Source organism: Acinetobacter sp. YH12131 (assembly GCF_013418635.1).
GTDB classification, from domain to species: Bacteria; Pseudomonadota; Gammaproteobacteria; order Pseudomonadales; family Moraxellaceae; genus Acinetobacter; species Acinetobacter towneri.
In genome coordinates, this window is sequence record NZ_VPBQ01000003.1 from 71,130 (window position 1) to 93,227 (window position 22,098).

The 22,098-nt window shown below is 43.4% G+C and carries 18 protein-coding genes; 3 read left to right on the forward strand and 15 right to left on the reverse strand.

Annotated elements, in window-relative coordinates; translation table 11 throughout:
- Window positions 1–22 precede the first annotated feature (22 nt).
- The 8 genes from FTU66_RS03150 to hcaE form a co-directional block, all read right to left on the reverse strand.
- Window positions 23–1,075: an MBL fold metallo-hydrolase gene (locus FTU66_RS03150; RefSeq protein WP_180061994.1), complete on the reverse strand. Its 1,053-nt coding sequence runs from the start codon at window positions 1,073–1,075 to the stop codon at window positions 23–25.
- A gap of 246 nt (window positions 1,076–1,321) precedes the next feature.
- Window positions 1,322–2,230, reverse strand: coding sequence for a DMT family transporter (locus tag FTU66_RS03155; RefSeq protein WP_180112284.1), 909 nt, complete (start codon window positions 2,228–2,230; stop codon window positions 1,322–1,324).
- 88 nt (window positions 2,231–2,318) lie between these two features.
- Window positions 2,319–3,545, reverse strand: a complete 1,227-nt coding sequence (gene hcaD, locus FTU66_RS03160) for a 3-phenylpropionate/cinnamic acid dioxygenase ferredoxin--NAD(+) reductase subunit (protein ID WP_167845748.1) — start codon at window positions 3,543–3,545, stop codon at window positions 2,319–2,321.
- A 4-nt stretch (window positions 3,546–3,549) separates the two neighbouring features.
- Window positions 3,550–4,515, reverse strand: coding sequence for a 3-carboxyethylcatechol 2,3-dioxygenase (locus FTU66_RS03165; RefSeq protein ID WP_180112285.1), 966 nt, complete (start codon window positions 4,513–4,515; stop codon window positions 3,550–3,552).
- Window positions 4,516–4,586: 71 nt separating this feature from the next.
- A complete protein-coding gene (hcaB, locus tag FTU66_RS03170; protein ID WP_004976058.1) occupies window positions 4,587–5,402 on the reverse strand; it encodes a 3-phenylpropionate-dihydrodiol/cinnamic acid-dihydrodiol dehydrogenase in 816 nt (271 codons plus the stop codon).
- Between the two features lie 2 nt (window positions 5,403–5,404).
- Window positions 5,405–5,731, reverse strand: a complete 327-nt coding sequence (gene hcaC / locus FTU66_RS03175; RefSeq protein ID WP_004976057.1) for a 3-phenylpropionate/cinnamic acid dioxygenase ferredoxin subunit — start codon at window positions 5,729–5,731, stop codon at window positions 5,405–5,407.
- Entirely contained in the window at window positions 5,731–6,249 is a 519-nt protein-coding gene (gene hcaF / locus FTU66_RS03180) for a 3-phenylpropionate/cinnamic acid dioxygenase subunit beta (RefSeq protein ID WP_104853007.1), read from the reverse strand. The genes hcaC and hcaF overlap by 1 nt, the downstream gene beginning before the upstream one ends.
- Window positions 6,246–7,613, reverse strand: coding sequence for a 3-phenylpropionate/cinnamic acid dioxygenase subunit alpha (gene hcaE, locus FTU66_RS03185; RefSeq protein WP_180112286.1), 1,368 nt, complete (start codon window positions 7,611–7,613; stop codon window positions 6,246–6,248). Before hcaE ends, hcaF begins: the two co-directional genes overlap by 4 nt.
- A gap of 281 nt (window positions 7,614–7,894) precedes the next feature.
- Here hcaE and hcaR point away from each other — a divergent pair, with 281 nt between their 5' ends.
- Both hcaR and FTU66_RS03195 read left to right on the forward strand, forming a co-directional pair.
- Entirely contained in the window at window positions 7,895–8,797 is a 903-nt protein-coding gene (hcaR, locus tag FTU66_RS03190; RefSeq protein WP_180112287.1) for a DNA-binding transcriptional regulator HcaR, read from the forward strand.
- Between the two features lie 331 nt (window positions 8,798–9,128).
- On the forward strand, window positions 9,129–9,806 hold the full coding sequence (locus FTU66_RS03195; protein ID WP_096901303.1) for a DUF1345 domain-containing protein: 678 nt from the start codon (window positions 9,129–9,131) through the stop codon (window positions 9,804–9,806).
- A 65-nt stretch (window positions 9,807–9,871) separates the two neighbouring features.
- Here FTU66_RS03195 and FTU66_RS03200 read toward each other — a convergent pair whose 3' ends face one another.
- The 7 genes from FTU66_RS03200 to FTU66_RS03230 form a co-directional block, all read right to left on the reverse strand.
- The gene (locus tag FTU66_RS03200) at window positions 9,872–10,732 is read right to left on the reverse strand and encodes an alpha/beta fold hydrolase (RefSeq protein ID WP_180112288.1); all 861 of its coding nucleotides are present in this window, start codon (window positions 10,730–10,732) and stop codon (window positions 9,872–9,874) included.
- Window positions 10,733–11,010: 278 nt separating this feature from the next.
- Window positions 11,011–12,282 carry an OprD family outer membrane porin gene (locus tag FTU66_RS03205; protein WP_154321082.1) on the reverse strand — a complete coding sequence of 424 codons (1,272 nt, stop codon included), beginning with the start codon at window positions 12,280–12,282 and terminating at the stop codon, window positions 11,011–11,013.
- A 427-nt stretch (window positions 12,283–12,709) separates the two neighbouring features.
- The gene (gene dmpG / locus FTU66_RS03210) at window positions 12,710–13,729 is read right to left on the reverse strand and encodes a 4-hydroxy-2-oxovalerate aldolase (RefSeq protein WP_180037502.1); all 1,020 of its coding nucleotides are present in this window, start codon (window positions 13,727–13,729) and stop codon (window positions 12,710–12,712) included.
- An 11-nt stretch (window positions 13,730–13,740) separates the two neighbouring features.
- Complete coding sequence (locus FTU66_RS03215; protein WP_178866053.1) at window positions 13,741–14,637, reverse strand: acetaldehyde dehydrogenase (acetylating); 897 nt, start codon at window positions 14,635–14,637, stop codon at window positions 13,741–13,743.
- A 25-nt stretch (window positions 14,638–14,662) separates the two neighbouring features.
- Window positions 14,663–15,460 carry a 2-keto-4-pentenoate hydratase gene (locus FTU66_RS03220; protein WP_004976036.1) on the reverse strand — a complete coding sequence of 266 codons (798 nt, stop codon included), beginning with the start codon at window positions 15,458–15,460 and terminating at the stop codon, window positions 14,663–14,665.
- Between the two features lie 429 nt (window positions 15,461–15,889).
- The gene (locus FTU66_RS03225; RefSeq protein WP_180112289.1) at window positions 15,890–16,558 is read right to left on the reverse strand and encodes an HAD-IA family hydrolase; all 669 of its coding nucleotides are present in this window, start codon (window positions 16,556–16,558) and stop codon (window positions 15,890–15,892) included.
- 353 nt (window positions 16,559–16,911) lie between these two features.
- Entirely contained in the window at window positions 16,912–17,874 is a 963-nt protein-coding gene (locus tag FTU66_RS03230; protein WP_180112290.1) for an RluA family pseudouridine synthase, read from the reverse strand.
- Window positions 17,875–18,634: 760 nt separating this feature from the next.
- On the opposite strand from FTU66_RS03230, the gene FTU66_RS03235 reads away from it, so the two are divergent.
- The gene (locus FTU66_RS03235) at window positions 18,635–22,066 is read left to right on the forward strand and encodes an Rne/Rng family ribonuclease (RefSeq protein WP_180112291.1); all 3,432 of its coding nucleotides are present in this window, start codon (window positions 18,635–18,637) and stop codon (window positions 22,064–22,066) included.
- Window positions 22,067–22,098 lie beyond the last annotated feature (32 nt).

Sequence of the window (22,098 nt, forward strand, 5' to 3'; positions counted from 1 at the left end):
TTAAGGTCAAGTTTTTAAAAGATTAAACAATTAATTTCTTACCCTCACGAATACAATAAAACGGATTCATCAGTTTAGAAGAACGCTTCATGGCTTGATGCAAATCTGCCTCAGGCTGATCACGTCCTTCATCAGTCAATTCAAAGGTTCGATAGTGAATTGCCAATGAACATTTGGAATGTAAGTCTTTATGTGCCTGAAAAGCATCTTCAGGGTTCATATGCATATAACGCATCAGATTCCGTGGCTCGTAAGAACCTATAGGTAAAAGTGCCACGCGCGGTGCGCCAATGCGGGTTTGGATTTCTTTAAAGTGTGGCGAGTAACCTGTATCGCCCGCAAAGAAGCAATGATCTTGCCCATGCAAAATAGAAAAACCGCCCCATAACGCCATGTTCTGATCACGTGCGCCACGCCCTGAACCATGTTGTGCAGGGGTGTAGACAATTTTCACTTCTTTAAATAAAGCCGATTGCCACCAGTCCATTTCAATCACATGCAAATCAGGCGGCAAATACCAAGCATTGCCCAAACCTGTATAAATAGGCATGGCAAATTGATGATTCAGCCATTTTAAGGTGGCTAAATCCATGTGGTCATAATGGTTATGGCTCAAGAAGACGGCATGAATGGTCGGTAAATCTTCCAGTGCAATCCCTGCAGGACAAGCACGTTTAGGCCCTCGCCCCTGTTTCGGACTGGCATGCTCTGCCCAGACTGGATCGGTTAAAAAGTTATACGGTCCAATTTGAATCAGCACCGTTGCATGCCCCACAAACCAAACTTGCCAATCATCCAAACTGGCGTGTGGACGTAATTGTGGCAAAGCACTTGGCGCTGTAAAAAATTGCTGTGCTTCTTGTTGCGGATTGACATTCCAACTGTTCGATTTGCGTTTTAGCAACCATTTCAATAAATCAGTTTGGCTGCGCCCCTCAGGACACGCAATCGGATTAAAAAACTGCGCTCCATCATAATGATTTGAAGGCAAAAACTGCAGCTTGGGTTTACGCCAAGTATGCGACCAACAGGCTTCCGTTGGCAGTTGAAAATGCTTTTGTTCCACGTTGTTCATGTAAGCCCAATAATATATAGCGCATCTGCCATGATGCTTTTTATCCTGATCTGTTCAGAAAAAACACAGCTTTGGTTCATGTGTTGACTCTATCACGCATAGTAGCGAAATCAAGCAGGCAATTTCCTTTATGTTTTTGTTGTTTTGAGAAAAAAGTCGTATCGACAGCGGGTTAAAGATCAGAAATTTACACCTCAGATAAACGAGGCTTTAGAAAAACCTAGACACAGGTAAAGCAATACGGGCTTAGCGTTTAGCAAAATATTGTTCGCGCCATTCTTTCCAGAAATACATCACGATCCCAAACATCACCACAGCAATACCAATAAACGCATTCATGCTGATGTGTTCATTATTTAAGGTCGCACCTAAAATTAACGCGATGATGGGAGTCATCACATTACTTAAAGACACAGTTGAAGCATTTAAACGACGAATCAGCCAGAAATAACACAGCATGGCGACAATAGACGACATGATCATGGTAAATACAAAACCAATCATGGCTTGGCTGCTTGGCATTTGAGTCGGGAAATGCGACCAAATAAAGGGAATTAATAACAATGACCCTGCCGATGATACCAATAAAGAACCTGTGGCTTGTGACATCGGCTTTAAAGGAGCATTGATTTGTTTGACCAAAAAAATTGAGCTGATATAGGACAGCATACTGATAAACATCAACACCACGCCCCATGGATTCACTTTGCTGTCGGCAGAGTCTGCAAAGACAAAGCTGAGTCCTGCAATCGCAATTGCCATCCCTGTCCACTGTAAGGCAATCAATTTTTGCGTGCGTAAAATCACATGACCAATCAAGCCTGCGATTAAAGGAGAAAAACCAAAAATCAGTGCCATTAAGCCTGAAGTTAAATAATTGGCGGCCAAGTAAATAAATAGCTGTGCACCAATTAAATTCAGACTACCCGCCAAATAGCTTTTCATTGAGGTGTGATCAAAAGGCAGTGGATCGCGCATGAGTTTAAGCACGCACAGCGCAATCACGGAAGCCCCAAAGTAGCGGATAATCAAAACCCACATTGGATGAATTTCCTGCACACTCCAGACAATCGCCAATGGCGTGGTCGCCCAGATGAGTACCAATAAGGCATAAATACTGGCGGTTACCACAACAGGAGATGTATTCGTATTCATCGCTTGCTCAACATAAAATGGACACTTTTCTTCGGCAGATAAAAAACAGACCCAAGTTGCCTCAGGTCTGTTTTTCATCAGTTCAAGCTTACTTCACCAATTTGCGAAGGTCTTGGCTCACATCTAAATATTTGTCTGCTTCAAAAGCAGCTTGTTTAGCAATCAGCTTTTTCAAGTGACGCATATCTTTGGCTGAGTTGACGGTAATTCCGCCGACAATCACGCCATCGGTCACACCAAACAATACGAATGAAGACTCACTGCGTTTGGAAGCATCCATCTCACCACGCACATGCCATTCTGCTGCTGACATATCTCCTACAAATTGGTAGTTAATGTCGAGTTGATCAGTCCAGAACCAAGCGGGATTGGCTACAGGATGTTCCACGCCCATCACATGACGCGCGAATATGCCTGCTTGCAGGTTGGCATTTTCCCAAGTTTCTACACGACGATGATTGCCACATTCACGCAGTTGTGATGCGACATCGCCCGCAGCATAAATGTCTGGGTTTGAGGTTTGACAGTTTTCATTCACATGCACGGCAAAGTCTGCATCTAAGCCTGCTTCAACTGCCAGTTGTGCGTTTGGAATAATCCCAATACCGTAAATCACCGCATCGGCACGTAGTTCTTCGCCACCTTCTAGGGTCACGACAATTTCTTCACCATCTAGCTTGCAATCTGCAATTTGCGTAGACAGACGTACATCAACTCCTGCCAATAACTGCTGTTGCAGTAAAAACTCACTCAAGATGAGTGGTGATGAACGTCCCATCACCATTGGTCCCATTTCAATGACAGTTACCTGACAGTCTTTAAAACGTGCTGAAGATGCCAACTCTAAACCAATCACACCACCACCAATTAAGATGATGCGACGACCCGCTTGCAATACAGGGACTAAGGCTTGCGAGTCTTCAAGATTACGCAACGTGTAAACGTGTTTACCTAAGGCATCAAAATTTGGCAAGCGACGTGCAGCACCGCCTGTGGCAAGTAACAACTTGTCGTAGGCAATAACCTCACCATTTTGCAATTCAACCGTATGTGCTTCGGCATTGATTTTGCTCACGCCATTGCCACGAATAGTGGTCACACCTAGTTCTGCCAATTTTTCTTCCGACAGAATCTCGATTTTGGTTTCTTCAGGACGCAAAATCACATCTTTAGACAACGGTGGACGCTCATAAGGCAAATGTATTTCATCGCCAATTAAGATGATGTTGCCTGCATATTGATTGCCGCGCAGCTCAAGAATGGCGCTCGCCCCTGCCTGACCTGCACCCACAATCACAATTGTTTCTACACTCATGGGCTTAACCTTTTAACTCGGCAGATACGATGCCAAAGCCCGCAATCCACTCACTAATATCTTCATAGCAATGCGTGGTCATTTCATACGCACCCAGTTCATCTAACGCAGCAAAAGCAGCCATCCACGAACGGACTTCCTGACCACCACGACCACCATCTCGACGAATTTCAGCTTCGGTCATGGCTTCCATAGCCACAAAGTCTGCCTGTTTGAATTTTTCAAGCAAGGCAATATCCCACTCAGGGCTGAGCGGCACAGCCACAGAGGTATCACCTGCTGCAAGTTTTTGACCGACTGCAATCACTTTAGCCTGACGTGCATGACGTGCTTCAGGACTCGGATTACGACCTGCAATTAAAAATTCTTCAACTTCAGGCGGTACTGAACCCATTTGCGGTGTTGGTGGATCGTGCGACAAACCACCTGTACCTAAAACAAGAACACGTTCATTTTCAAGATTCAACGACTTGATAAATTGACCCACAGCACGCCCCAAAGCAATGGTACGCTTGGTGGTTGGCATCGGCGCTGCAGCGCCATTAATAAACACGGGAATGGTTGGATAACGATCTAGCTGCCCTTCACACAAAAAGTGTAAAGGTTGAGTCACCCCATGATCGGCCTGCATACGATACGAGTACGCCACATCTACGCCTTCATCCAATACACGACGCACCATCGCCAACGCTTTGTCTTCAGGTACATCAATACGGTCATTGTCTTTGCCGTAGTCCCAGTCACCCGCAGCCGTAGCACGAATACCGACACAGAAACTTGGCATCAAATCGTAAAAGAAACCGTTGAAATGGTCTGGACCAAAGGTAATGATCAGGGTTGGATCGTATGCTTTGACTTCGGCAGAAAGTTGCTCAAAGGCAGCACGAACTTTTTGTTCTTTAGATTGATCTTGCGGTGTTGCAAATTCCATTAAAGGACTGTGCGATGCACAAATGAGTTTAACGGCCATGAAAGACTCCTAAATAAGGAAGGCAGCCCAGAGAAAGGCTGCCGATTCGTCTATTGAATTTAGACTCAATTTTATTCGTCAAAAAAACCTGCACGTGGTTGACGCAAACCACGAATACCCAAACCACATTCTGCATTGATCAGAACGCCAGTCAGCGCACGGTTATTTTGACGCGATGCCAAGAGCACATACGAACCAGTCATGTCTTCTGGCTCAGGCAAGAAATTCAGCGGCATACCGCGTGCAATTTTTTCAGGATCACGTGCATCGAGTAAGCCTAGGTTTTCCTGACCTAAAGATGCTGCGCCCTTAATATTGACATTCATCGCTGAAGGCGCAACAGCATTGACACGTACTTTAGGTGCCAATTCATAAGCCAACTCTTTCATGATGCCAACACCTGCATGTTTAGATGCAGTGTAAACAGGACCACCGCCTGAAGAATACAGCGCAGAATTGGATAAGGTTAAGATGATAGAACCTTCAGATTTCACCAACTCATCCAGTGCTGCTTTTGCCCCCAAGATTAACGCCTTGGTATTGATGCCCATGATTTCATCAAAGGCTTTTTCAAGCTGCTCACCAGAAGTATTGACGATATCTGCGTAGTGATCCCAAATCCCTGCATTGCCAATAAAGCAATCCAGCTTTCCAAAACGCTCCACAGTGGCCTGCACAGCACGGACATTGTCTGCATAGTTGGCAACATCACCAGCGACTGCCACGATTTGATCACCAAAACGTTCTTTTAAGGCATCGACTTTAGATTGTGAGCGCTGTAACACGCCCACATGCGCACCTTCTTCAAGAAAGCGCTCGACCAAAGCCCAACCTAAACCAGAACCGCCACCTGTAATCAGTGCCACTTCGCCTTTTAGCCAACCCATGCTTACTCTCCTGCCATTTCTACATATAACGCGCCGTCTTCAACCACCACAGGGAAAGTTTGAATCGGGTCGGTGGCTGGCAAGCATAATGCTTGACCAGTCTTTAAACAGAAACGTGCAGAATGCAGTGGGCATTCAACTGTGCCATCATCTTCAAGATAACCTTCAGACATTGAGGCATTGCCGTGTGAACAACGGTCATTCATGGCAAAGAACTCACCACCGTTGTTGAATACTGCCAGTGCTTCAATACCGTTCACACCGCAATCCACTTTTAACGCTTCGCCTTCGTCTAATTCGTCAACTTGGCAAACAAAGATTTTATTCATTAGAAGAATACACTCAGGTTGTGTGAGTTATAGGTTACTTGGTCAAGTACAATCTTACGGTTGAAGATCTGGAAGCCTAAGCCACCTTCAACACGACGGATTTTGTCATGGCGCTTACCACAGTAAATAGTCACGTCTTTCTCTTTTTGAGTACGGTACAACAAGTAAGTTACGTGTACGTCGTATTCACCTTCGACCTCTGTCGCTTCAACAATCACGTTGCTGACCATATGCGTGGTACGTGACGGAGGTTCTTCAGCCCATGCCATACCTGTTTCCAGACGTGCAACACGGCGCTCAAGCAAGTGTTTGTTGTCGTTGAACACCCAAGTTGTAGGTGGTTCAACTGAACGACGACGGTCACGGGTTTGCGCATTTGGTGTGGTACGCAAGGTATAAGAAATGTCTTCTGCCATGAGGTCTAACCACTCACGGAATTTCCAGTCGTCCAGCAATTTTGCTTCGCGATACAAGAATTGGCTCACTTCATGTTGAAGTTCTAAACTGATTTGACTCATTTCATTAGCTCCTTCTCGTATTCGTCAGCTGCTTTTTCAACGTCTTCCCATTTTTCATGGATCAGCAAGTCTGCCCAACGGCGGTACATACCACGTGCTGCAGTTTCAGAGAAAATGTAGTTGGTGATTCCTGGAATACCATCTTCACGTACTTTTTCGTTACCTTTACCCATTTCTACAATGAGCTTGTTTTGACGTGCTTTATAGCCGCGCAATACTTTTTGAATTTCAATCCAGTTCTCAGAGTCATCTTGCTCTAAGAAACCTGCAGGACCGAAGGCACGTGTTGCAGAGCGCTCAAATGCTTCTTTCACGTCTTGAGGTGCTTCAGCATCGGCAATACAGAATGCCCATACTTCAGTTTTATTTGGACCACGTGGATGCCATACGCGCAGTGTTGCAGTACCGTTCAACCAAGACAGTGTTGGGAACATGGTGTTGTGACCTGCAAGACGTAAGGCACGTACTTCGCCTAAACGCTCTTTAACTTCGTCATACGTTTCACGGAAGTAGTTGGCAACTTCACCATCAACCCAAACGTTTGCATCTGGTTTTTCTGTAAAGAAGAAACCTGAACCATGACCACGTGAACCATACTGAATCGCATCTTTGGCAGTTTCCCAAACAGGACGAGCTGTTTGCGCTGCACCTAATTGTTTGCTGCTGTCATCATCTGGTTTTGCACCAAGTACCTGAATCGCAGAGGCGTGTGAGAACAAAGCGTGATATTGGTCAGAAGCAAACTGTTCTGCAGCAAATTTCCAGTTACAGTCAATTTCCCACTTGTGTACACCACCAATAATTTCAGTACCACCCGGACGACGGTCAATCACGCCATCTAAGTACCAAGCGATGTCGCCCATGTATTCTTCTAGATCTGGAGTAGTTTCATCCCAGCAACCAAAGATCAAGCCTTTGTAAGACTTCACACGGTTCACTTCCACCAAGCCCCATTGCTCTTTACAAGCACCTTGTGGATACGCACGTTCTTCTAAAGGAATATCTTTGAGTGAACCATCAATACCGTAAGACCAACCATGATATGGGCAAGTAAATGCACGGGTATTACCACAGTCTGCAAAGCTCACACGCATAGAACGGTGACGGCACTGGTTTAAAAATGCTTTGATTGAACCGTCTTTTTGACGTGCCACAATAATTGGATCTTCACCCATGTAGGTGTTGAAGAAGTCGCCAGCTTTAGGAATTTGGCTTTCATGACACAGGAACAACCACGTACGGCCGAACACACGTTCAAGTTCTAATTCGTAGATATCTGGATCTGTATAAATAGATGGAGTGATACGTCCATTTTGTGCATCGACCAAAGCGTCGATTTCGCGCACATCAATTTTTCCACTCATGAAAAGCTCTCCTGTGACCAACAACGGCACAAAGTAAATAGACTCAACTTTTGATGGATAATGGTTTTTTAGGGACGTTTAGTGAAATATTTTTTTTGTTTCAATTAATAGTTTTTATAGATTAATCCAACATTATATTTTGCATTTAAATCGTTGCATAATGATGAAACCCTATTTACTTCGCGAATGACACAATAATTCTCACCGAATAGTTGTTTATAGATCATTCTTTTATTAATCTATAATTAGACATATTTTGAATTAATCTTTGGAATGGTTGTATGGAATTACGTCACCTTCGCTACTTCATTACCGTTGCTGAAGAACTCAACTTCAGTAAAGCCGCACTTAAACTTTATACGGCTCAACCTTCGCTGAGTCAGCAAATTAAAGATTTAGAAGAAGATGTCGGCGTTAAGCTACTCAACCGTACCAAACGTAAAGTCGAGCTAACCGAAGAAGGTGCTGTATTTTTAGAACAGGCGCGTCTGACTTTGGCGCAAGCCGACAAAGCGGTTGCCATGGCACGTCAGGTGTCACAAGCCAAACAGAAAATGCTGCGTATTGGCTTTGTTCCTGTGGCAGAAATGAAAATTTTCCCTTTTGTACTGCCTAATTTACGAGTACAAAACCCAGAATTAAAAATTGAATTGCTAAGTTTGAACAACACTGAGCAAATGAAAATGATTAAAAAAGGTGAACTCGATATCACCTTTACCCGCCACAATATCAACAGTGATGAAATTGAGAGCCAGTTTGTACTGCGTGAACCGTTAATTTTTATTTTGCCCAAAGATCATCCGTTAGCAAAATACGAACGCATTCCTGTCAAAGCATTGAATGGTATTGATTTTATTATTCCTTCGGCAGAAGCTTCGTATAATCTGCATCACCTGATTGTCGATTTTACCAAACAGCACAACATTGAACTAAACATTGTGCAAAAAGCTGACAACATTTTATTTAATATCAACTCGATTGGTATGGGCTTGGGTTGCACCATTTTACCGGGCTATGTTGCTCCGCTAACCATGGAAAATACCGTCATCCGCCCACTTGATGTAGAACTTCCGCATTTAGATTTGTACGTCAGCTACGGCAAAAACAGCCATTCCGCTGCGGTACAGAAATTTATGGAACTGCTCACACGTGTGTTCTATTTGGACATCAACCGCGAACAATAATTCTAAAACCACTCGCGTTTTTCAACCTTTCAAAAGTGCTTGCTGCTTGATGTAGTAAGCACTTTTTTTGTGCATCCTAAATGCTAAAACAAAGCTTTAGACTTAAGTCTAAACTTATTTTTTTAATCTTTTTCTGAACTACTGCTCATTCTTACACTCAAACATTCGCATTTTTGCAGTCTGCTTTTTCCTCGCTTCGCTACCACATTTCCTGCAAATTACAACTTAAGTCTAATAAGTTAAAATAGGCACCCCATCGCTATTTTCTAAAATTAAGCCGATGATAACAGGCAGTAACACCTTTAGATTGCACATCCAGAAAGGATCAAGAATGATAAAAACACCCTTCAGCAGAATGAAAACAGGGATTCAATATCGTCCTTATTTTTTTATCAGTTTTGTGATTACCATTGTGCTGTATGCTATTTTTCAGACCCTCACTGCATGGTCATGGTCAAGCTGTTTATTGATTAGCTGGAATATCGCGATTTCCTGCTATTTGGTTTTAACCATGCGCAGTTTGTGGCACAGCGATCATGCACATATTTTACAACGTGCCCAACAACAAGATGCCAGCAAATGGCTGATTTTATTCTTGGTATTTCTAACCTTAGTGATGTGCTTTATTGCGATCATTGTCGAGGTGAATTTATTTGCACAAAGTGAGTTTGTGCGCATGGGACATTTTATTTTATCCATTACCACTATTTTATGTGCTTGGTTTTTTATGCACACCATTTTTGCGATTCACTATGCGCATGACTATTATTTGGCACTGCAACAGCAGCAAGAAGGTGGTTTGGATTTTCCCAAGACGTCGCATCCAACCTATCCTGACTTTTTATATTTCAGCTATGTGATTGGTACATCTGCACAAACCGCCGATGTCTCGATTAGCTCACAACCCATGCGGGTACTGAACACGCTACATATTATTTTGGCTTATAGCTTTAATACCACTATTTTGGCAATTTGCATTAACTTGGTCGCGAGCTTTATTCAGCACTAAATTGGGTACATAAAACATCCATAAAAAAGGATGGCAAATTGCCATCCTTTTTTACCTCACTGCGCTTAATTTACGCCACGTGCAGTTAAGTAGTTTTTAATCACAGTGTTAAATTCTTCCGCTTTTTCAACCTGTGACCAGTGACCACATTGGCTGAAAATGTGTGCATCGGCATGTGGCACAATATTTAAAATATCCCATGTACGCGATACTGGAATCACCACATCTTGTGTACCGTGAATCAGCAATACAGGCACACTGATGTCTTTCATTTTGTCAAAGTCGAGTGGGAACTCGAAACGGTCACGGTCACGCGCGCCCACAACATCCATTAAACGGTCTGAAGCATAGTCATTTTTTGCAGAAGCAAAACGGACTTTGACCAACTCATCTGTAATCAAGTCTTTATTTACCACGAACATTGAAAGCGTCTTTTTAATGCCTTCTTCAGTCAATACAGGATTTGCATGCGCTTTGAGGGCTGCAGTCTGTTTTGCACCGCCTGTACCCATTGAGATAATACCAAGAACACGCTCTGGGTAATCCAATGCCAACTGGAATGCCAACCAGCCACCCAACGAGTTACCCACCAACCAAGTTTTCTCAATGCCCAATGCATCTAAAGTACGTACAGCATGATCTACCCATGCACGGATGCCATATTGTGTGCCCGGTGCAACCACAGTTTGACCATAGCCGATGGTATCAATGGCGATACAACGTGCTTGCTCACCAATTTGTGGCAAGTTTAACCACCAGTTTGCAGCAGCCGATACGCCTGTACCTGAACCGTGTAAAAATAGAATAGGTGTACCTTCACCCACTTCATGATAATGCGTTAATTCGCCTTCTGCTGTTTCAATCCATTTATCTTCTAAGCCAAAGAATGGATCTGTTGTATAGTCAGGGATTTGAACAGTGCTCATATATACTCCTCGTACAGTCTTTAGCTTGCGTTTGGCTCTAGGTATAGAATTTGACGTCAAGTGGACTCATTCAACATTACTTTTACAGGCTTATATTACCTGTTCACACGGCATCAACTGATACAAATTTACGATCACAACCTACAAAAAAACGATTAAACAACTCTTTGAATTTTATAAATTTAATAAAATAAAAGTCTTAATTTATATAAGGTATTTATTCAGTAAATATTAAAAAAAGAGCGACTATAAAAAGCCGCTCTAATTTTTATCTAGCTTTAGAATTTATAAGTGTAAGTCGTGGCGATACGGTGTTCTTCTAAGTCATTCGCAAAGTTAAAGTTGGTATCGATGAACATATAATTAAAGCCTAAACCTTTAAGCTTACCTTCTGGCACAACATAGTTCACAATGACGTTATTTTCGTTTTCTTTACCTTCTGGCTTGCCTGCGCCCAGATCGATATTGTCACCGCGGAAATGACGTACTGTCGCTGTTAAACCAGGAACACCCACATCAGCAAAATTATAGGTATAACCCAAACTCCAAGAACGCTCATCTTTACGAATGAAGCTCGCCACAGACCAGTTGTCTAAGTAAGGCTGCGGCACCCACCCGCCCAAGGTCGGGAACATTGGGGCTTTTGTACCGTGCTCACCAAACATTTGTTGATAACCTAACTGTACAGTGTGCATCCCATTGTTGATTTTTGCACCCGCAGACACGGCCTGGCTGTCAATATTGCCATACAGCTTGTCACCCGATTCGCTGTTGTCAAAATAGCGTACATGGGTATCCAGCTTAGTTTTTTCAGCCAAAGTCGTTTTATAGTTTGCAGCGACATAATGTTGTTGATAGATGTTGGTTACATCCGCATACCAATAACTTCCACCTACTTTAGGGGTAAATTGATGATCTACTCCCACAAGATACATGCCATCGTCTGTGCTTAATTTATTCGCTTCAGCAGCAGAAAAATTATTTTGAGGGAACAACGTAAAATCTTGGTATTGGTTATCATAACGTGCATTAATACCGTCTAAATAAGCCAAAGTTAATTTAGTATCTTTTAAATCCTTTGATTCTAACCATGCACCGCTATAAGTCGTTAACAATTGACGCGATGGGTCAAAAAACACCACAGGTGACATTGGTAATAAGTCACCTACTTTTAATTCAGTTTCAGAAAATTTAACTTTTAGAGTTGCACCGACCTTACCAAAATGATCTTTTGACTCTTTACCATCATGCGGCAAAACCCAGTCTGCATTTTTATCACGACCATTGAGTTTTACTGCGTGTTGAACCAGAAGATCAGCACCCACCTGAATTACGCCTAAATCGTGATAACCCGATTTAGCATCCAAGGTGACTGCTTGTGACCATGAACCAAAGTTCCCCGCAGGGTTGTCTTTAATTTGACGATCTAAATAAAAATTCTTAAATTTAAGTTGAACATTGCTGTCGTCAATAAAATCTGCCTGAGTTGCAGTTGTCCCTAAAGTTGCTGTCGCAGCAAAAAGTGCTATCCATAAATTGTGACGATGCATGCGTTTTTCCTATTCATCCAATAAGCGAATCTGGGCATCATGCAAAACTCTTGTCATGAAAAAAATCCGACCACAGTATTAAGCTTTTCTACAAATTCAGCACTTTCTGTATCGAGCAGCTTTTTTCCAAGTTTTTTAATTCTTTTTAACGATAAAAAATTAAGCTCAAAATCCTCACTAAATGAATTTTTATTTGAATTCACTGCTTAATTTAGGCGAAAAACATTGTTATTTTTTGCATCATGTGAAGGATTAATCTTTTTTAACTTTAAGCCCATGTGTTAGCGTTATTTTCTATAAACCTAACTTATAAGAAAAACATTTTAATTAGCACAAAATTCAGCACGTTTTACATCTTTCACAGCATAAAAAAAGCACCCCAAACGCATTTGGAGTGCTTAATTCAAGCCTGTTTTATATTAAAAAATTAAGCTTGCATTTCACGTGCTTTAGACATGGTCAATGCCAAGTCTTCAATCATATCTTCCTGACCGCCCACCGTACCGCGACGACCAAGCTCAAGTAGAATTTCACGCGCAGATACACCATATTTTGCTTCGGCACGTTTTGCGAACAATAGGAACGATGAGTAAACACCTGCATAACCTAAAGTTGCTGCATCACGGTCTGCACGAATTGGATGCGTCATCATTGGAATGATCAAGTCTTCAGCAATATCTTGTACTTTAAACAAGTCTACACCTGTTTCCATTTGCATACGGTTTGCAACCGCTACAAACAATTCAAGTGGTGTATTACCTGCGCCTGCACCTAAACCAGCAGAAGCCAAGTCAACACGGGTTGCACCTGCGGTCACAGCCGATACAGAGTTCGCAACGCCCATGCCCAAGTTATGGTGACCATGGAAACCAATTTCGATGTCTGAGCCAAGGTTGGCACGTAAAATACCTACGCGATCAGTCACATCTTGAGGCAACATATAGCCCGCAGAATCCGTTACATAGATACAGTTTGCACCGTAAGACACCATTTTTTGTGCTTCTTCGAGCAATTTTTCTGGAGAAGCCATGTGCGCCATCATCAAGAAGCCCACAGTGTCCATACCCAGTTTACGTGCTGCAGTAATGTGCTGTTCAGAAACGTCTGCTTCAGTCGAATGTGTCGCCACACGAATGGTTGCCACGCCTACATCATGCGCCATTCTCAAATGATCAACTGTTCCAATACCTGGCAGTAATAGTGCAGAAACTTTTGCCTGTTTCAGGTTTGGAATCACTGCTTTCAGATATTCTTCATCAGTAGCTGCTGCAAAACCATAGTTCACAGAGTTACCACCTAAGCCATCACCGTGTGTGACTTCAATTAAAGGAACACCTGCATCATCCAACGCAGTGGCAATTGCAACCATTTGCTCTGGTGTGGTTTGATGGCGCATTGGGTGCATACCATCACGTAAAGTCATATCATTAATAATAATCTTAGACATTTTGGTATTCCTTAAGCTTCAGCAGTTTTGAAAACGTGTTCTGCAAACATTTCTGCAGTACGTGCAGCCGCTGCAGTCATAATGTCTAGGTTACCTGCGTATTTAGGCAAGTAATCACCCAAACCTTCAACTTCCAAGAAAATTGAAACACGGTTGCCATCAAAAACAGGGCCGTTTACAAGTTTGTAACCTGGTACATATTTTTGCACTTCTTTAATCATGGCATGCACAGATTCTGTAATTGCTGCCTGATCTGGCTCACCTTCCACCAAGCAGTGAACGGTATCACGCATCATTAAAGGTGGCTCAGCTGGGTTAATGATGATGATGGCTTTACCTTGTTTTGCACCGCCAACTTCTTCAATCGCGCCTGCAGTTGTACGGGTAAATTCATCAATGTTTTTACGTGTACCCGGCCCCACAGATTTAGTCGATACCGTTGCAATAATTTCACCGTATTCCACAGGTTGAACACGAGAAACTGCAGCCACCATAGGAATTGTTGCCTGACCACCACAAGTCACCATGTTGACGTTTGGCACTTCGCCCGCTTGTAGCAACGCTTCAAGGTTCACTGGTGGTACGCAGAATGGGCCAATTGCTGCAGGCGTTAAGTCAATCATCAACACGCCAAGCTCATTCAGTTTGCGGCTATTTTCTGCATGCACATAAGCAGAAGTTGCATCAAAAGCAATTTTAATGTCATCTTCAAGTACGTGAGGAAGAAGACCATCTACACCGTCACTTGTGGTTTTTAAACCCATTTTTGCCGCACGAGCTAGACCTTCAGAGGTTGGGTCAATTCCCACCATCCACACAGGCTCTAACCATTCACTGCGTTGTAATTTATAAAGCAAATCTGTACCAATATTACCTGGACCGATCATTGCACATTTAATCTTTTTCATGCATGTACTCTCTTAGAATCTCGATTTATTCCGCAGCAAACGCAGCTGTCACTGAACCAAAGCCTTCAATTTCGACTTTAAATTCTTCACCTGGCTGTGCAACAACCATAGGACCTAAAGCACCAGTTAAGATGATGTCGCCTTTTAACAATGGACGACCACGGCGCACCATTTCATCGGCTAACCACACGGCAGCGTTTAATGGATTTGCTAAACAAGCTTTACCCACGCCTTGAGAAACTACTTCTTCACCACGGGTCATCACCATTTTGCAGTTCACCAAATCCAGATTTTCTAGCTTGACTGGTTTTGAACCTAGAACGAATGCAGCAGAAGATGCGTTATCGGCCACGGTATCAATCAAACTAATTTTCCAGTTTTCAATACGGCTATCGACCACTTCAATGGCAGGCAAGGCATATTCAGTCGCGCTGATAATATCCGCATACGTGTGTTTTTCTTTGGTTAGATCTTGGTTAATCACCAATGCAATTTCTGCTTCTACTTTTGGCTGAATCAGCAAACCTGCAGGAATCGCTTCACCATCACCATAAGCCATATCGGCAAACAACATGCCAAAGTCAGGCTGATCTACACCCAGTTGTGCTTGAACCACTTTAGAGGTCAAACCAATTTTACGCCCCACCAAACGACGACCTTCTTTTAAGGCACGTTCGGTATTCACTTCTTGAACGGCATAGGCAATATCTACGTCAGCACTTTCACCACCAAGTTCTGGGCGGATTGGCGCAATCGCAGTTTGAGAGAGTTCGGCAGTACGTAATGCTTGCGCAACTGATTCAACAACAGCAGAATTCGACATCAATGTTTCCTTAAACTGCAAAAATTGGGCATATACCCCGAGATGTTGGAAAGGTAATAATAGAAAATAGGGATGATGACCCCGATCTTGTCCATTCTCAGGACAAGCTATCCAGCTCAGAGGTATGTAAACTGATTAAGAATCGGAAAAATGGCGGGTTTATGCCAATACTTATTTTCTTTTTTTCAATAGCTATTAGCTATTAATCTATTTTTATAAAAAGCAAGCAAAACAGTTGTCTGTAGGCTATGACATTATTTTCCGAGTCATTGACTCGGCAATTCGCAGCAATCTTAAAATGTCTTAATCCTAACTTTAGACTAAAAGCTAAGCCTTTTTATGACGCTCCCAAAAGTACATAAAAAAAGAGCAACCTGAAATTTTTCAAGTTACTCTAATTTCAAATTCATCTAAATTGTTTTACTGGGTTTAACTCGCCTGACGTAAACGATATTGCTGCACTAAAAAATCATGCAAACTCGGCACATCATCTGCAATGGTTAAAGGCTGATAACGCTGCAACACCTCTACACTATGCACGCCATAACTCACGCCTACACGCGGCATGGCAATGTTTTGTGCCATTTCCAAATCGTAAGAAGTATCACCCACCATAATCGCTTGCTCGACCTGCACCTGAGTACTGCTTAAAATTTCCTGCAGCATTAAAGGGTCTGGTTTAGATTTGGTTTCACTAGCAGCGCGTGTTGCCACAAATAAATCCTGACTTTTGGTTTGAGCCAGTACACGGTCTAAACCTTTACGGCTTTTACCTGTCGCCACGGCCAATTTCAGTCCCAAACCTGACAACTCATCGAGCATATCTGCCACACCCTCAAACCAAGCATCGGTTTTTGAGTGTTCCACATAGTGTTCTGAATAGCACTGCAAAATATCCTGATGCAGTTCAGGCACCTGCGGAAACAGGCGCTGCGCCACTTCTGGCAAGCCCAAACCAATAATACTTTTAGCAGCAGCATCGGTCAGTGGTTGCTGAAATTGTTGTGCTGCGAACTGCAAACTCGCCACAATTTGACCGACGGAATTAAATAAGGTGCCATCCCAATCAAAAATGATGAGTTCTACAGGTTTGTTCATATTAGATTCCTAGATTTGATTCGGCTTTTAAATTCCCTCGCTTTACCTTAACTCAAAAGGATAAACGACCAAGAATCAGCACATATATCACAACAAATATTCGATACGCGAAGGGCGACATGGATGTCGCCGTTTCGCTGTGGCACAGGGATGTTCCATCAGCGAAACAAAAGTTTTTTGTTACTTTTCATCTTTGAAAAGTAAGGCATAGCCTATACAACAAGAATTTAAATTAAAAACTATAAAATGTGGCTGTGAATTACCCCTGAAAGCCCAATCTCCGTCTTGAGAAACAATGTTCCTCATCTTTAAAAAGAAGCAAGCTGCTATCGCACAACAGAGAGTTACAAAAATTAAAACTCAGGTGGCGCCGTCGGCTTATCCGCCTTTTGCGCTCTCAACTGCGCCACCAAACTCTGCATATCTTCAGGTAAAGGCGCTTCAATCACAGGATAGCCTGGAATTTCCAAACGCATGGCATGTAAGCACAAACGACGTGGTGCAGGACCCCGATATTCAGTTTGATGTCCGTATTTATCATCACCCACCAAAGGATGCCCAATACTTAAACCATGCACACGAATTTGATGGGTACGTCCTGACAACGGCGAAGCATATACCAAGCTTGCATGCATAAAACGCTCAGCCACATTCCACTGGGTTTTAGACTCTTTACCTTCTTTAGATACACGTACACGACGTTCGCCATTCGCCAATTCATAACGATGCAACGGCGCATCAATCAATTGCTGATCTAAACTCACCTGCCCTTTGACAATGGCCGCATAAGTTTTTTGAATTTTATGTTCGCGCAATAAATCTTGCAGGGTTTTTAAGGTACTGCGTTTTTTGGAAATCATCACCAAACCTGAAGTATCACGGTCAATACGGTGAATCAGCTCCAAATATTTTTTACCTGTGGCAGCACGTAAACCCTCAATCAAACCATAAGCGACACCACTACCGCCATGCACCGCAATGCCCGAAGGCTTATTCACCACCATTAAGCCTTCATCTTCATAAATCACACGGCTTAATAAGCTTTGTGCAACCTTATCTGAAATAGGCGCAGCAATGTCGTCTTTTTGCTCATAACGAATAGGCGCTACACGAATTTGATCGCCAATATTGAGTTTGGTTTCTGCTTTAATACGCTTTTTATTGACCCGTACCTGCCCTTCGCGAATCAAACGATAGATGCGACTTTTAGGCACCCCTTTTAAACGACTAAACAAAAAATTATCGATGCGTTGACCCGCTTGATGCTCATCCACTTCAAACCAAGTGACACTTTGCCATTGTTGGGTAGAATTCATACAGTTAAGTGACCTAATAAAATACTAAAATTGATTAAAAACTGATCATTTAGGCTATGCTTTACACAAGAAACATAAGCTTAGCCCATAGGCAGATGATGCAAGGTTTGATATAGTCAGCGCACGGAAACCATCGTTAGTGGGTTAAGGTTGAATCTATTCAGAATTTTCTGAAACAACACTCAACTGAATACCTCACCATATACGAGCAGGTCCCAAAAGAATTATGCCGACGCCGAAGGCTTATTATATCGGCAAAAAAGCAAACTGTTGCGTTTAATTGTACCTCAGGTACATAAATCAGTTTGTCTGAAAAAATATGTCGCCAACTTTGTTGGTTTTTAAACGTAAACTGATACACATCAGATTAGTCGCACCCTGAAGTCGCATTCAGGCTAAAGCGTTTGATGTATTGGATCTGCACAATTTGTAAAGATACGACGATAATTCCGTATCAAGACACTCTATCTATGTAAAGAAGAGCTGATCTTCGAGCAATGTGACAGTGAAAGTTACACACATCCAATACACCGCTCGTCCGCCAGTGAAGCGATCAGGTGACTTTATCCGTTTAAAGGTTAAAGCCGTATTGCCATCATCAATACGTGAATCATACACCGCAGCCAACCTAAATAAGGCCGGTAAAAAAAGCTCAGACCACAATAGGTTTTTTGAGATCTGAGCAGTTGATCCGTGATGCTTGATGTTCGCTACGTGTCTAGCGATTTTTTGCTGTGTATCACTATTAGGTGTTACACCCATGAAACGTATGTTGATTAATGCAACACATGCCGAAGAAATTCGCGTTGCACTTGTCACTGGTCAGCGTCTTTACGATTTTGATTTAGAAAATCGTACCCGTGAACAAAAAAAATCGAATATCTACAAAGGTCATGTGACCCGTGTAGAACCTTCTTTAGAAGCCGTATTTGTTGAATACGGTGCAGGTCGCCAAGGCTTCCTGTCTATGCGTGAAATCGCAAACTCTTACTACAAAGCCGATCCTCGCCAAACTTCAAATATCCGCGAACTGATTACTGAAGGTACTGAGCTTTTGGTTCAGGTAGAAAAAGAAGAACGTGGCAACAAAGGTGCTGCGCTATCCACCTTCATTTCTTTGGCAGGTCGTTATTTAGTACTTATGCCAAACAACCCGAAAGGTGGCGGTATCAGTCGTCAAATTTCGGGTTCAGTCCGTGAAGAACTGAAAGAGATGTTAGCTTCACTGAACATTCCTCGTGGCATGAGCGTGATTGTGCGTACTGCGGGTATTGGTCGTTCTCAAGAAGAATTGCAGCTTGACCTTCAACACTTAATGGACCTTTGGGCACAAATTCAAAGCACTGCAAGTTCAGGCCCATCACCAATGCTAGTACACCAAGAAGCAGGTGTCGTCACACGTGCCATTCGTGACTATTTGCGTGATGATGTTGCAGAAATTTTAATTGACTCAGAACAAGCCTATAACGAAGCTTATAACTTTGTGAAAGCGGTTATGCCACGTCAGTTAGACAAGCTAAAAACTTACACTTTAAATGAACCACTGTTTGCACATTTTGGTATTGAAAGCCAAATTCAAACTGCGTATGAGCGTGAAGTAAAACTGCCTTCAGGCGGTTCAATTGTCATTGACCAAACTGAAGCATTGGTTTCAATTGACATCAACTCAGCAAAATCGACCCGTGGTCAAGACGTTGAAGATACAGCGTTAAATACCAACCTTGAAGCTGCTGAAGAAATTGCACGCCAATTGCGTTTACGTGATATTGGTGGTTTGGTTGTTATCGATTTCATCGACATGACCAAAGACCGTAACCAACGCATGGTTGAAGCCAAACTCCGTGAAGCCACTCAAAGTGACCGCGCACGTATCCAGTTTGGTCAATTATCACGTTTTGGTTTAATGGAAATGAGCCGTCAGCGTTTACGTCCATCGCTTGAAGAAGCGACTGGTTACGTTTGCCCACGCTGTCACGGTACAGGTATGGTGCGTGACTTACGCTCTCTATCTCTTTCGATTATGCGTAAAGTGGAAGAAATTGCACTACGTGAACGTCATGGCGAAGTTCAGGTTGAAGTGCCTGTAGAAATTGCAGCCTTCTTACTGAATGAAAAACGTCATAGCTTGGTTTACCTTGAGCAAACCTCAAATGTACGTGTGACAGTTTTACCGCACCCACACTTAGAAACGCCGCATTACGAAATTTCGTATAACCCTGAAGGTTTTGCGCCAACGAGCTATGAGCGTACTGAAGCAACCCGTTCAAGTGAAAAAGAATTGGGTTATGAATCTTCTGAATGGCATTTAGAAGAAGCCGATCAAGCGCACAGCCACGCTGCTGCACCTGCGGCAGAAAAAACCTCTGCAAGAAAACCACAAGCAGCACAGCAAAATAAAGCATCTGCACAACAGCAGCTTGCACCTGCGGCAGCCACAACAGCTGCAAGCCCATGTGCATGGTTAGAAAACCTGTTTGTTCAAAAGCAAGCCAGCACTATTGATCAAGCACGTAGTGCCAACAATGCTGCAGCAGCCATTGAGCAAATGGTGAATAGCGGTGCCGTGAGCCGTGGTCAGTTTGGTCAAATTACAACTGCTTCTGTGGCCCCTGCTGCAAGCAGTCAAAATGTGTACCTTGCACCATCAACAGTGGCACAAAAAACTGAACGTGACTCTGCAGATAAATCTGCTGAACGTGAAGACAAACCTGCTCCGCGTCACAACAACAAAAAGCCGCGTCACAGCAACAACAATAACAAGCACAAAGAGCAACGTGAGCCGCAAACTCAGCACGATAATCAACAACATCAAGTGCATGAAGAAGTGGTTCAAATGTCGCGTCAGGAGCAACGTCAAGAAGCGCGTGAAAACAAACGCAACTCTCGTCGTCAGCACAACAATGACCAAGCACCGCAGCAGCAAGAAGCTCAAAACAACAATGAGCAGCAGCAAAATGCCGTACCACGTCGTGACCGTCGTAACCAACCTCGTCCAGAACGCCCAAATCGTCACCGCGACCCAAGCGTATTGAATGAGCAAGCACCTACCGCAGTGGCTTCTAATCAGCCAAAAGTGGACTTAATTGATGCACCGCGTCAAGAGTTCAACACGACGGCTTTGGTAGTGAATGTCGATCAAGCTCAAACTGAAATTGTGGCATTGAATGCTGCGCCAGTAGCGGCTGAACCAGTGACAGCAGTAGAAGCAACTGTGCTTGAAACGGTTACTGAACCAACTCAAGCTGTTGCAGTGGTAGAAGCTGCAGCCGTTGTTGCAGAAGAAACAGCTGCACCTGCGGAAGCTCAAGCACAACCGACTGCGCCTGCAAAACGTGCCAGCAATGACCCGCGTCAGCGTCGTCGTCAGCAACGTGAAGGTCAAGCGCAGCAAGTAACTGCACCAAAGTTAACACCTTCACAGGTGCCAACTTTAGCGCAATACAGCATTGGTAGCCTGATTCGCCACGTATATGGCGAAGATTGTTCAGTTCTGATTGAACAGTTTGGTTTAATTCCAACGTTCAATCGTGCTTTGCAGAAGTTCACTGACGAGTATGCTGCAAGCCTTGTTAGCACTGCGCCTGTGGCAGAGAAAAAACCTGTCACTCGTGATGTGGAAGTTGCCAAAGCTGCTCCTGAAGCTGAGCCTGCACCTGTGTTAGACCTAACACCACCAAAACCAGTGTCAGATAAGCGTGTTGCCAACGATCCGCGTGAGCGTCGTCGTTTAGCCAAACAAGCTGCTGAGCAAGCATTGGAACAAGCCAAGCAAGCACAGGCAGTAGAAAAAGCTGAAGCGGAAAGCACTCCTGCAGCAGAGCCAACGACTGAAGTTGTGGCAGCTACAGAAGGATCTGTAGAAGCAAACTCTACTGCAGAAACGTCTGTAGCGCTAAGCACAGAAGTCGAAGCAACTACAGAAGTAAACCCTGAAGTAGAGGTTACAACTGAAGCTACTCAGCCAGAGTTGAACGCGCAAGACGACCTTGCACAAACTGTCACTGAAACTGCAGCAGCGCAAGAAGAAACTGCCGTTGAAGTGGTCGCACCTGTACAAGTGGAATTAGCAGTAGATGACCCAGTCGAAACTGCTGAATCTGAACAGGACAAAGCAGAAAAAGAGAAAACTGCACGTCCGCGTCGCCCACGTGGTCGTCCACCTAAAAAAGTAACTCCGCCAACTGAGTCGTAATTCGCACTTTTGCAGCGGAATAAAAAAATCCA